The organism is Tistrella mobilis, from assembly GCF_039634785.1.
Classification (GTDB): domain Bacteria; phylum Pseudomonadota; class Alphaproteobacteria; order Tistrellales; family Tistrellaceae; genus Tistrella; species Tistrella mobilis.
In genome coordinates, this window is sequence record NZ_JBBIAB010000001.1 from 311,325 (window position 1) to 323,848 (window position 12,524).

The following is a 12,524-nucleotide window of genomic DNA, read 5'->3' on the forward strand; positions in this document are numbered from 1 at the left end:
TTGCAATCCTGCTACATTGTGACGGAAATCACTGACCGGCCCTGTTGCGCTGCGTTGACGGCGCGTGCGCTGCGGAAGAACATGAACTTGCCGCATGGGCGAATTCCCCGCACGCCCGGCGTCCGGATGGCGGCCAAGACCGCCGACCGCGAAGAGCTTCCGGCCAGCATCAGGCCAATCACGACCAGGCCGGAACCCGAAGCGGGCCGGCCGACCAGACTTGTATCCCGGACGTCCCGGCACCCGGCCGGACCGAAAATTTCTGAACGTTCTCACCAGGGGACCCGACCCGATGAAGAAGATCCTGCTCGGCAGCACCGCCATCGTCGCCGCTGCCGCCGCTTTCGCCGCTCCCGCTTCGGCGGCCGAGAAGATCAAGCTCGGCCTCGGCGGCTATTATCAGAGCGTCTTCGTGCTGATCGACGAGGATGTGGCGAACACCCGCACCGACAGCATGAAGCAGGAAGGCGAGATCCACTTCCTGGGTGAGACCACGCTCGACAACGGCGTGACCGTCGGCGTGAACGTGCAGCTCGAGGGCTACACCACCGGCGACCAGATCGACGAGCACTTCGTCTATTTCGAGGGCGGCTTCGGTCGCGTGCAGCTGGGTGCCGCCGACTCGGCCGCCTATCTGATGCACTATTCGGCCCCGACCGCCATTGCCGGCCATGGCGTCGACAGCCCGAACTTCTTCCATGCCTCGCAGCCCGGCACCAATGTGCTGGCGTCGAACTACACCTTCCTGAACACCACCGGCGACGCCAACAAGCTGACCTACTTCACCCCGCGCTTCTCGGGCTTCCAGCTGGGCCTGTCGTACACGCCGAGCCTCGCGGCCGGGACGGGCGGCTCGTCGAACTCCTATGGCAACCTGCCGGACAACACCCCGGGCCAGCAGGAGAAGATCGTCGAGATCGGCGCCAACTACGTGAACAGCTTCGGCGGTATCGACGTCGCCTTCGCGGTGGGCTACCTGACCGGTCAGCAGGAAGTCGATGCGGTTGGCTTTGACGATCAGGAAGCCTTCACCGTGGGTGCGCAGCTGGGCTATGCCGGCTTCACCTTCGGCGGTGGCTACCAGAAGAACAATATGGGCCTGCAGCTCGAAGACGACATGGAGCAGTGGAATGTGGGCCTGACCTACGGCTTCGGCCCCTACACCGTCGGCACCGGCTATGGCTATGGCAGCCAGACCAGCGCGGCCGGTATCGAGGACGAGCTGTCGACCTTCGAGATCGGCGGCACCTACGAGATGGGCCCGGGCGTCAGCCTGATGGCCGGCTACTTCCACTACGACTTCGATTCGGACCTGCCGGCGAACCGGAACACCTCGGACGCCTTCATGGTCGGTACCTCGCTCGAGTTCTGATCGGGCAGTCGTGGACGCCGCGGTTTCCGCGGCGTCCACCGCCTCACATAACCGTCTGACGGCCGATCCGGCCCTGCCCGGAGTTGTTGCTTCACAGCCACAGTGTGGCGGGAAGCGCGACGGCAGGGGTGCACCTCGCTTGACCACCGCATGCGCGGGATGGAACATGGCGACGCACAGCGCTTCGGATACGGCTTCGACGGCACCCTATTTACGGGTCGTATCACCTGGCGCTCGATGCCGCGCCGGGCTTTTTGTGTTGGTCTGATGGCAGTTCGCCAGAGGGTCGGCCTCAAGCCTGGCTCCACCGGTTCTAGGGGAACTGACCGATGAAGAAGATTCTGCTTGGCACGTCGGCCATCGTCGCCGCCGGCCTGCTCGCCGCGCCGGCGTCGGCCGCTGAGAAGATCAAGCTGGGCCTGGGTGGCTACTACCAGAGCGCCTTCGTCCTGATCGACGAGGACGTGGCGAACACCCGCACCGACAACATGAAGCAGGAAGGCGAGATCCACTTCCTGGGTGAGACCACGCTCGACAACGGCATCAAGGTTGGTGTCAACGTCCAGCTCGAGGCCTACACCACCTCGGATCAGGTCGACGAGCACTATGTCTACTTCGAGGGTGGCTTCGGTCGCATCGTCCTCGGCGCCGAGAACTCGGCTCCGTACCTGATGCACTACTCGGCCCCGTCGGCCGTGGTGGGTCATGGCGTCGACAGCCCGAACTTCTTCCACGCCAGCCGTCCGGGCACCGCTGCTCTGGGGTCGAACGCGACCTTCCTGAACGCGACCAGCGACGCCAACAAGCTGACCTACTTCACCCCGCGCTTCTCGGGCTTCCAGCTCGGTCTGTCGTACACCCCGAGCCTCGCCGGTGGTCGCGGTGGTTCGTCGGGCGCCTACGGCAACCTCAGCGACAACGTCGTTGGTCGCCAGGAGCAGCTCGTCGAGGTTGGCCTGAACTACGTCAACACCTTCGGTGCCGTGAACTTCGCGGCGTCGGCCGGCTACACCGGCGGCTCGCTCGAAGCTGACGGTGCCGGCTTCGACGATCTCGAGGCCTGGAGCCTGGGTGCGAATGTCGGTTATGCCGGCTTCACCTTCGGTGGCGCCTACATGACCAGCAACCAGGGTCTCGAGCTGAACGACGACCTGGAGCAGTGGAACGTCGGCCTGACCTACGGCTTCGGCCCCTACAAGGTTGGTGTGGCCTACGCCTATGGCAGCCAGAGCAATGGCAGCGTCATTGCGGCGACCGCCAACGACAAGGACGAGCTGCAGATGCTCGAGGTCGGTGGTACCTACGCCCTGGGCCCGGGGGTCAACCTGATGGCCGGCTATTACTACATCGACTTCGACTCGGATATCGCGGCCAACCGCAACGAGGCGAATGCGTTCATGATCGGTACCGCCCTGTCGTTCTGATCGACCAGGCAAGCCGATCGGCTGGGTCACTGGCCGGACGTGAAAGAGGGGATGGGCTTCGGCCCATCCCTTTTTTCTTGTCAGCATGTTCCTGCAGATATGGCCTGAGCTGGTTGCGCTGCACACCCGGGAAGGACCGCAGGATCCCGCGGAATCCGGCACGGAATGCCGCGCTGCAACGGTATACCGTTCGCGCCTGCGCCATGTGGCATTGGTGACACAGTGCGCGTCAACCGACACAGCGGCGATCCCGGTTTCTTGACGGCCCTCGCCGGCCCGCGTTTATTTGGTGCGTCTCATGTGACGATGATCACGAAAACCCCGGGAGCGGGTGACGAAGATCACGTCCGTCAAGCATCAGCCTTCGGGAGCACGGGCCCCGTCGGTGTATCGTTCGGGCAACAGACCCGGGCGACCTCGATCGAGAGTGAGGGAGAGCATGAAGAAGATTCTCATCGGCACCACGGCGCTCGTCGCCGTCGGCCTCATCGCCGGCCAGGCTTCGGCGGCGGAGAAGATCAAGCTGGGTCTGGGCGGCTACTATCAGTCGTTCTTCAAGATCACCGACCAGGATCAGGTCAACGGCGTCGACTACCGCTCCGACGAGATGGTTCAGGAAGGCGAAATCCACTTCCTGGGTGAGACCGTCCTCGACAACGGCCTGAAGGTCGGTGTGCAGGTGCAGCTCGAGGGCTACACCACCGGCGACCAGATCGACGAGCACTATGTCTATTTCGACGGCTCGTGGGGCCGTGTGCTGCTGGGCGCCGAGAACTCGGCCCCGTACCTGATGCACTATGCCGCGCCGTCGGCGATCGCCGGCCACGGCGTGTCGTCGCCGAACTTCTTCAACTTCTCGACCGGCACCAACCTCGCCGGCCGCGTCGGTCAGGCCCCCAGCACCCTGATCAACAACACCTCGGACGCCAACAAGCTGACCTACTTCACCCCGCGCATGGCCGGCTTCCAGCTCGGTCTGTCGTACACCCCCAGCGTCGCTGGTGGCACGGGTGGTTCGTCGGGCTCGTACGGTAACCTGACCGACAACGTCCCGGGCCGTCAGGAGCAGATCGTCGAAGTCGGCGTCAACTACGTCAACAAGCTGGGCCCGGTCGATCTGGCCGTGTCGGGTGGCTACCTGAAGGGCAGCCTCGAGGCTGACGGCCTCGTCGGCGGCATCCAGGCCGATGACCTGCAGGTCTGGAGCCTGGGTCTGAATGTCGGCTTCTCGGGCTTCACCTTCGGCGGTTCGTATGTGAACGACAACCGCGGCCTCGAGGGCAACAACGACATCACCGGCTGGGACGTCGGCCTGGTCTACGCCTTCGGCCCGTACAAGGTCGGCGCCGCCTATGCCAACCATCAGCGTGAGTTCGATGGCGGCCGTGGCGACGACGAGATCAAGTTCTACGAGATCGGTGGCCAGTACGCCATGGGCCCGGGCATCAGCCTGAATGCCGGCGTGCAGTTCCTCGACGCCGACAGCGACTTCGCTTCGGGTCGTCAGGACGGCACCTCGTTCCTGATCGGTACCGCTCTCAGCTTCTGATCGGTGTCGCTCGGGCGGCCTTCGGGCCGGATGAGACGGGAAGGGCGGGTCTTCGGACCCGCCCTTTTCCGTGTGCATCCTGTGCTTCGGGCGCGGCTTTCTTTTGTCCGGCGCGGTTTTCGGCTATGGATTGGGGCTCGATGCCCGGCCGGCACGGTCTAGCCGGCAGCCTTCAAGGGAGTCCCGCCGTCATGGGTGCGATCATCTGGCTCGCTTCCTATCCGAAATCGGGCAATACCTGGACGCGGGCGTTCCTGCACAACCTGCTGCGTGACGCCAAGGCTCCGGTCCATCCCGATCGTTTCGCCGATTTCTGCCTGGGCGAGAGCAAGCCCGAATGGTATCTGCGCTATCTGGACAAGCCGCTGTCGCAGGCGACCGAGCAGGAGATCATGAAGATCCGCCCGCTGGTCCATCGCGACATGACACAGGCCTTCCCTGACAACGTCTTCGCCAAGACCCATAACATCCTGGCGGAGCGGGGCGGCTACCCGCTGATCAGCCTGAACCACACTGCCGGCGCCATCTATATCGTGCGCAACCCGCTGGATGTGGTCTCGTCGGTGGCCGACCATTTCGGTCTCGATATCGACGGGGCGATCGGCATGATGGCGACCGAGGGTGCCGTCACCGCCAATGACGACCGCAATGTCTTCGAGGTGCTCAGCACCTGGTCCCTGCATGTGAAGAGCTGGACCCAGGTGGCGAGCCCGGGCCTGCATGTCATGCGCTATGAAGACATGACCGACCGGCCGCTGCAGACCTTCCGCAAGCTGACCGATTTCCTGGGGCTGAAACCCCCGCGGGAACGGCTGGAACGGGCGATCCGCTTCTCCTCTTTCAAGATCCTGAAGCAGATGGAGGAACGCCATGGCTTCCGCGAGCGCTCGGTCAATTCCAAGGCCTTCTTCCGCTCCGGCGGTGCCGGCAAGTGGCGGGAACGGCTGACGCCCGATCAGATCCGCCGGATCATCGCCGATCATCACGAACAGATGGCGCGGTTCGGCTACATTCCCGCAGATTATGCCGATGCGGTTCCCGGGGCGGCCCTGCCGCAGCCGGCGGGCGCCGGCGAGGGGCCCCGATGAGCGAGCAGCGCGCCAGGCGTTTCGCATTGTCCACCGCGCTCGGCTTCGGCAAGCGCGGCTATTTCATCCCCTACCGCTATGCCGAACAGGTAGAGGCGGTGAAGCCCAAGGGGCCGCATCCGGCGGCCGAGGCGCTGTTTCAGGCCATGGAGCCGGTGTTCGGCGCGGTGCTGGATGCCGCGGCCGATTATCGCGACGATCTGGCCCGGCTGGCCGGGGCCCGGCCGCCGGCGCCGCGCTGGTCGCAGGACTGGTTCCCGCGGCTGGATGCGCTGGCCGCCTATACCATGGTGCGTGCGGCCCGGCCGCGGCGGATCATCGAGATCGGGTCCGGTCATTCCACCCGCTTCATCGCCCAGGCGCTGAAGGATGACGGTCATGGCGCCGAGATGACCGCCATTGACCCCGAGCCCCGGGCCGCGATCGACGAGCTGGGCATCCGGCTGATCCGCAAGCCGATGCAGAGCGTGCCGCTGAAGGAATTCGCGGCGCTGGAAGCCGGCGACATGCTGGTCGTCGACAGCAGCCATATCCTGATGCCGGGCAGCGATGTCGACGTGGTGCTGAACCGCATCCTGCCGATGCTGCCCAGGGGCGTGCTGGTCCATTTCCACGATATTTTCCTGCCCGACGGCTACCCGCAGAGCTGGGCCTGGCGCGGTTATAACGAGCAGCCGGCCGTGGCCGCTTTGCTGTTCACCGGCGGCTACAAGCCGCTCTTCGCCAGCCGCTATGTCGCAACCCGGATGACCGGGCGGGTGCAGAACGGCATTGCCGGCGGGCTGCCGCTGCTGGAAGGCGCCTATGAATCCAGCCTCTGGCTGGAAAAGCTGGTCGATGCGGCGGTCGCGCCGCCGGACTAGTCTGCCCGTCCGAAAGCGTCGATGGCGGCAAAGCCCGCAAGGTTGCGGCAGGGATGCAACTGCCGCATCCGGCTTTGATCCATGCCGCCCAGTGCCACCACCGGCCGGTCGGTCTGCCGGGCCAGAGCCCGGAAGCGGAGCGGCCCCAGCACCCGGGCCCCCGGATGGCTGCGGGTGGGCAGCACGGGGGAGATCAGCAGCAGGTCTGCGCCCCGCCGCCTGGCCCGGACAAGATCCCGGCGGTCATGGACGGCGGCGCTGGCCGGCAATGGGCGCGGCAGGTGGCGGATCTCGGGCCGGCGCAGCCGGTGGCCGGGCAGGTGCTGCCCGTCGGCGTCCAGTGCAAGGGCCAGGCGACGATCGCCCGCAACCAGCAGCCCGATGCCCCGCGCCCGGGTCAGCCGTCGCCACAGCCGGCCGAGGAGCGGCCGGTCGGGGGCGTCGTAGTCGCGGAAGATCACCAGATCGCCGCGCCTAAGGCCGGTCAGCAGCGCCGGGCGGGGTGGGCCCTGCCGGCCCCGGTCGGTGATCAGCACCGCGATCCCGCATGGGGCCCGGCGCTGAGAGTTGAGATGCCCGCCGCCTCGGCTATGATGGCGCCCCATATCGCATCTGCCCGATCCGAAGGGTGGAGGCGGGGTGCTGCCCCGCCGGTGATCCGTTCCGAGGGAGCCCGAGCCCCATGACCGACGTCAAGGCAAACCTCGCCCAGGTCCGGGCGGAGATCGACCGCGCCGCCCATGATGCCGGCCGCGACCCTGCGGCGGTGACCCTGGTGGCGGTCTCCAAAACCCATGACGCGCCGGCCATCCTGCCGGTGATCGAGGCCGGCCAGCGGGTGTTCGGGGAAAACCGGGTGCAGGAAGCCGCCGGCAAATGGCCGGCCCTGCGCGAGCGTTTCCCCGATCTGGAACTGCATCTGATCGGCCCGCTGCAGACCAACAAGCTGCGCGAGGCGCTGGCGCTGTTCGATGTGATCCAGAGCGTCGACCGCCCGAAGCTTGCCCGGATGCTGGCCGAAGAAGGGGCCAGGGCCGGCCGGCTGCCCCGGCTGCTGGTGCAGGTGAACACGGGGGAAGAGCCGCAGAAGGCGGGCGTGCTGCCCGCCGATCTGGACGGGTTCCTGCGGGAATGCCGCGAGGATCTGGGCCTGACCGTCGACGGGCTGATGTGCATCCCGCCGGTCGACGACCAGCCGGCACCGCATTTCGCCCTGCTGGCCGACATGGCGGCGGCCCATGGTCTTAAGCTGCTCAGCATGGGGATGAGCGGCGACTACCCCATGGCCATCCGCCTGGGCGCCACCCATGTCCGCGTCGGCACCGCCATCTTCGGGCATCGCGACTATCCGTCGGCCGACTGATCGCCAACGCCACAGGCCAGCCCAGCGGTCCCACCAAGCCGCCATTGAGGCGGCGGCCAAGGGCGCGGGAGCGCCCGCCCGGCGAGGGGCGTCAGAATCTCGCGCTGATGGTCAGGGTGTCGCCCGGGCCCGCATCCGCCAGCACCCGCACCAGATCGTCCATGGCCAGGGCCACGCAGCCTTCGGTGCCGGCGAAATCCGGGCGGGCGACATGCAGAAAGATGGCGCTGCCACGTCCCGGCACCACCGGGGCGTCGTTCCAGCCCAGCACCGCAATCAGGTCGTAGACATGGTCGTCGCGCCACAGCCGTTCATGGCGGGCGGGGAAGGGCAGGTCGACGGGCTTGTTGTACCAGGGGTTTTCCGGGTCGTCGCACCAGCCGTCTTCGGGGCGGATCGCCTGGACGGGCAGGCGGGTGCGCGGCGCCTCGATCCGGTCGGCACGATAGAGCACCCGCCGGATCGGCAGGGTGCCGATCGGGGTTGCCCCGTCGCCTTCGCGCTTGGCGACGGTGATGCCGTTGCGGCCGATGGCCACCGGCAGGCGCTCGTCCCGCCACCAGAAGCGGAACCGGGCGAGTAGGGGATCGTATCGAACCAACATGGCCTCAGTCTGCCACGGCCCCGTCGGACCCGTGAAGACCGGCCGGCTCCCGACGCGGATTTGTCACGGCGCTGATCGCCCGGCGGGGGTCGACTACAGATTCCTGGACACGGTTGCGGCCTTGGACTGGCCGGCGCGCATCTGCGCCTGGTAGCGGTCCAGCGCCTGGTTCATCCGGGCGGCGAAATCGTCGAGCGGGATCGGGCCGGTCTCGGGCGCCGCCGCGTTCATATCCTGCAGCTGGGCGGCCCGGGCGGCATCGGTCGCCGTGGGCTGGTCCTGCGGCTCCCGCGGGCGGGGCGGGGCGGTGCGTGCGGCATAGGCTGCGGCACCCGGGGCCGATACCGGCGGGGCCGGTTTGCGGGCGGTGGGGCCGTCGACGCCCATGAAGGCGGCCGCCGGGATGATCCGGCCCATCTCGGTGCTGCCGCCGGCGCTTCCGGCCGGCAGATCGGCGAGCGGCGTGCTGCCGGCGCTGCCCGCCGGCACGCTCTGGCGCAGCATGGCCTCGATCTCGCGCTCGCTCGGCCGGCCGTTGCGGCCGCGGGCGGTGGAGAGGTCGTTCGCCGCCAGGCGTTCCTCGGTCGGGGTGGTGGTGCGGGTCCGCGGCGCCCGGTCGGCGGTGGCGGCGATCGAGGCCTGCGCCCCCGTGGTCTGCGCCTCCCTGGTCGGCGCGTCCGTGGTCTGCGCATCCGTGGCCGCGCCGCCGGCCGGCCGGTTGCCGTTGGCGGCCGCCGGGGCTGCCGCGCCGAAGGCCCCGAGCAGGGCGGCGAACTGAGCCTCGCTCATCCCCTGATCGCCGTCTTCGGCCGGAACATCCTTCGCCCCCACAGGCCGGCCCGCCGGGGCGGCGAGCGACGCGGTCTGCGAGGCGGCGATCCGTGCCCCGTCATCGGCGGCGCTTTCCACCCGGCCCGATGCGGCATCGGCCGCGGCCAGCGCCGTGCCGCCGGTGTCCTCGTCCTCGCCGATCAGGGCGGCCAGCGCCCGGTCGCCGGCGGTATGGCCCGAGGCGTCCATGGTGGCGTTTTCCATCATCGCGCCGATGGCACCGATCGGGCCGCCGAAGGCGATGCCGCCGATCATCCGCGCACCGGGCGAGATCGTATCGCCGGTCAGCGCCCGATAGACCGTGCCCACCACCGGCAGCTGCTGCAGCGGGTTCACGATGTCGAGCAGGTCGCCGAAGCTGAAGCCGTCCTCGCCCCAGAAGCCCACCGGTTCCGCCTGGGCGGTCTTACCGGCAGTGGTGCTGCGATCTGCCTGTGCGGTGTCGGTCGAAGACGTGCGCGCAGGTTCCCCGCCGGCCCAGGCGGGCGTGTCGTAGCGGTAACCGCGGGAAGCGTCGACGAACATGGCAGAAACCCCGGGGGCGCCCCCGTCTGCCGGGCAGACGGTCTGGGCGGGCAGTCATGGCGCGCGGACCGGCGCCGTCGGGGTCTTGATATTCAAGCATCGTGCCAAGCGTGATTCGGTGCAAATCACGGCGCCGTCGACGAAAAAACGCCGCGATGCCCGGGTTGGGGGGCGATCGCGGCGCGGTGCGGTTGTGTCGGCGGTGCCGGCCGGCCCGGCAGCATTTGCCGGGCGGCAGCCCTTGCCGCGCGGCTACAGCATGTGCCCCGCCCGGCGGGCCTTGGTCGACAGATAGCCGGCATTGTGGCCGTTGGCGGGGAAGGCATGGGGCACCCGCTCCACCACCTCGATGCCATGGGCGCCCAGCGCCTGCACCTTGGCCGGGTTGTTGGTCAGCAGCCGGATGCGCTGATGGCCCAGCGCCCGCAGCATTTCGGCCGCCGGGCGGAAATCGCGCTCGTCGGCCTCGTAACCCAGCGCCAGATTGGCATCCACCGTATCCAGGCCGCGATCCTGCAGGTCATAGGCGCGCAGCTTGTTGATCAGCCCGATGCCGCGGCCTTCCTGGGCCATGTACAGCACCACGCCGCCGTCGGCGGCGGCCATGGTCCGGATCGCCCCCTTCAGCTGTTCACCGCAATCGCAGCGCAAAGAGCCGAGCAGGTCGCCGGTGAAGCATTCGGAATGCAGCCGGGCCAGGATCGGCGCATCCGCCGCCGGCTCGCCCACCACGATCGCCAGATGTTCCGGCCCGCCGTCGGATGGGCGGAAGGCGATGATCCGGCAATTCTCGGCATCGGCCAGCGGCACCCGGGCCTCGGCCACACGCTTCAGCCGGCCGGCCGCGATCTGGCCTTCCTTCAGCAGCTTCGCCTCGATGATGACGGGATCGAGCGCCGAGGCCCCGCCGGGCAACCGGCCTGCGGGCAGTTCAACCGACACCAGCGCCGGCAGCAGACCGGCCCGTTTGGCAAGCGCGATGGCCGCGGCCGAAGCCCGCCCGGCCGGGCGCAGCCGGCCGAGGGCACGTTCGCGCGCGGCCGTGCCGTCGTCGCTGCGGGTCGGGTCGGCCGCCAGCCGCCAGGCCGGGTCGGTGATGTCGCGGATGGGTGCCGCCACCGGCTCCACGCCGCGCGGATCATCCGCCTCGATCGGCGCGACCAGCCCGGCCAGCGCCGCGCGGCGGCGGGAAATCAACAGGTCGGCGGGGGCGCCGGTCAGGATGGCGAGGGCGGCGAGGCGGTCGGGCGAGGCGCGTTCGGGAGAAAGCGCCAGCACATCGGCCTGATCGTCGCGCAGCAGCACGGCGCCGCCGGCGCGCAATTCGGCCTGGGCACGCTGCAGTCGCCGCTCCGTCGCCTCACTCATCTGATCGTCCTCGTCATTGGACCTGTCCGCGGGGGGGACACCGTCGGAGCCGGATGTCGCGTTCACTGCCGGCGTGCCTCCATTTCAAGGATCAGGGAGATCTCGTCACCGACGAGGTCGCCGTCCAGGCCATAGGTCATGCCGAAGTCGCTGCGGCGAATGGTACCACGCGCAGAAACCCCGATAACATAGGGGCGCGTACCGAATACGCCAGTCCCGAACGGATATTCGGCACTCTTGTTCCACGTCACGTCCAGAGTCATGGGTTTTCGCACACCCAGCAACTCCAGCGTGCCGGTGATGCGCCCGGTCCGCTCGCCCGCAGGCTCGGCGCCGTCCAGGCGGAAGACCATGTCGGGGAATTCCTCGGCATTCAGGAAATCGGGCCCGCGCAGGTGCTCGTCGCGCTTGTCGTGGTCGGTGAAGACGCTGGCGGTCTTCACCCGGATCTCGCCGCCGTCGAGCCGTTTCGCCGTCTCGTCGAAGCTGATCTCGCCCTCGACCTCGCGAAACCGGCCCAGCACATTGGCATAGCCCGCATGCATGACCAGGAAGCCCACCACCGCATGTTCGGGATCCAGGGTGTAGGTCTCGGGTGCTGCCAGCGCCGGCTGCGCCGTCACGATCGAGGTCGCCATCAGGGCGGGGGGTGCCATCAGGGCGGGGAGGGTGAGCAGCCCTGCGGCGGCCCAGGCTCTGCGCATCGTCATCAGGGGGTCTCCTCGCGAGGGGTGCGGCTGCGGTGCAGCCTGATCACGGCCAGAAGGTCGACGGCGAAGGACCAGCCCAGCACGGCGACCGCGATCGCGGCCGAGACCGTGCCGGCGGTGGCGGAGATCGGGTTCAGCGCGCCGACCAGCGCCGCAACACCGAAGGCGCAGGCGGCCCGGCGGCGGTTGCTGGGGGGCAGGGGGGCTTTCAGGGGTGGCCAGGCCCAGGCCGCCGCCACCCACAGATAGCGCAGCGCGCCCGCCGCCAGCACCCAGGGGCCCGCCCGCCCCGCATCCAGCGCCGCCCAGGACAGCACCGCCACGAACAGCGCATCCAGTTCCATGTCGAACCGGGCGCCGAAGGGGCTGGCGACGCCCCGCCTGCGGGCGATCCAGCCATCGACGCCGTCCAGCGCCAGGCAGATCGCTGCGGTCAGGAACAGCATCCAGGCAACCGGCCCGGCGGCTGCGCCATGATCCACCGCCATCAGCGGCTCGCCGATCGTGGCGGCGACCAGCGCCACCAGGCCTGCGCGCAGCAGGGTCACCCGGTTGGCCGGGCCCACCCGGGCCTGGGGCAGATGCTGGGCCAGCGCGGGGCCCGCAATGGCCAGCGCAAAGGCGAGCCAGGCCACCGCCTTCAGCGGATAGGCCGGCCCCAGCGCATCGCCCGCCCGCGCGGCGACGGCGACGCCCGCGGCCGCGACCAGCCCGGTCGCACCGATGGCATGCAGCCCTGCATCCAGTCTGAGCCGCGCGAGCGCGGCGGCCTCTCGTTTCCTCGCCATGCATCACCATATGGAGACGGAAGCGCCCCGGTTGTATGG

At 68.6% G+C, this 12,524-nt stretch carries 12 protein-coding genes; 6 read left to right on the forward strand and 6 right to left on the reverse strand.

Translation table 11 applies throughout. From position 1 onward, the window contains the following. Positions 1-292 precede the first annotated feature (292 nt). The 5 genes from WI697_RS01515 (at position 293) to WI697_RS01535 (ending at position 6,296) form a co-directional block, all read left to right on the forward strand. Positions 293-1,372, forward strand: a complete 1,080-nt coding sequence (locus WI697_RS01515; protein ID WP_345957144.1) for a porin — start codon at positions 293-295, stop codon at positions 1,370-1,372. A 329-nt stretch (positions 1,373-1,701) separates the two neighbouring features. Beyond that, a complete protein-coding gene (locus WI697_RS01520) occupies positions 1,702-2,796 on the forward strand; it encodes a porin (protein ID WP_345957145.1) in 1,095 nt (364 codons plus the stop codon). A gap of 439 nt (positions 2,797-3,235) precedes the next feature. Beyond that, a complete protein-coding gene (locus tag WI697_RS01525; protein WP_345957146.1) occupies positions 3,236-4,345 on the forward strand; it encodes a porin in 1,110 nt (369 codons plus the stop codon). A 191-nt stretch (positions 4,346-4,536) separates the two neighbouring features. Then, the gene (locus WI697_RS01530) at positions 4,537-5,433 is read left to right on the forward strand and encodes a sulfotransferase domain-containing protein (protein ID WP_345957147.1); all 897 of its coding nucleotides are present in this window, start codon (positions 4,537-4,539) and stop codon (positions 5,431-5,433) included. Continuing rightward, positions 5,430-6,296: a class I SAM-dependent methyltransferase gene (locus WI697_RS01535; RefSeq protein WP_345957148.1), complete on the forward strand. Its 867-nt coding sequence runs from the start codon at positions 5,430-5,432 to the stop codon at positions 6,294-6,296. Before WI697_RS01530 ends, WI697_RS01535 begins: the two co-directional genes overlap by 4 nt. On the opposite strand, the gene WI697_RS01540 is transcribed toward WI697_RS01535, so the two are convergent. After that, the gene (locus tag WI697_RS01540; RefSeq protein ID WP_345957149.1) at positions 6,293-6,832 is read right to left on the reverse strand and encodes a thiamine phosphate synthase; all 540 of its coding nucleotides are present in this window, start codon (positions 6,830-6,832) and stop codon (positions 6,293-6,295) included. The genes WI697_RS01535 and WI697_RS01540 overlap by 4 nt on opposite strands. 146 nt (positions 6,833-6,978) lie before the next feature. Between WI697_RS01540 and WI697_RS01545 the strand changes: the two genes are divergently transcribed. Next, positions 6,979-7,659, forward strand: coding sequence for a YggS family pyridoxal phosphate-dependent enzyme (locus WI697_RS01545; protein ID WP_345957151.1), 681 nt, complete (start codon positions 6,979-6,981; stop codon positions 7,657-7,659). Between the two features lie 91 nt (positions 7,660-7,750). Here WI697_RS01545 and WI697_RS01550 read toward each other — a convergent pair whose 3' ends face one another. From WI697_RS01550 to WI697_RS01570, 5 genes are all read right to left on the reverse strand, one after another. After that, positions 7,751-8,263 (reverse strand): L,D-transpeptidase family protein, encoded by a 513-nt coding sequence (locus WI697_RS01550; protein ID WP_385997991.1) that lies wholly within the window; start codon positions 8,261-8,263, stop codon positions 7,751-7,753. A 93-nt stretch (positions 8,264-8,356) separates the two neighbouring features. Then, positions 8,357-9,619, reverse strand: coding sequence for a hypothetical protein (locus WI697_RS01555; protein WP_345957152.1), 1,263 nt, complete (start codon positions 9,617-9,619; stop codon positions 8,357-8,359). Positions 9,620-9,871: 252 nt separating this feature from the next. After that, positions 9,872-10,987, reverse strand: coding sequence for a GTP cyclohydrolase II (gene ribA / locus WI697_RS01560; RefSeq protein ID WP_345957153.1), 1,116 nt, complete (start codon positions 10,985-10,987; stop codon positions 9,872-9,874). Positions 10,988-11,049: 62 nt separating this feature from the next. Then, positions 11,050-11,643, reverse strand: a complete 594-nt coding sequence (locus WI697_RS01565; RefSeq protein ID WP_062761440.1) for a YceI family protein — start codon at positions 11,641-11,643, stop codon at positions 11,050-11,052. A 53-nt stretch (positions 11,644-11,696) separates the two neighbouring features. Next, positions 11,697-12,485, reverse strand: a complete 789-nt coding sequence (locus WI697_RS01570) for a CDP-alcohol phosphatidyltransferase family protein (RefSeq protein ID WP_345957154.1) — start codon at positions 12,483-12,485, stop codon at positions 11,697-11,699. Positions 12,486-12,524 lie beyond the last annotated feature (39 nt).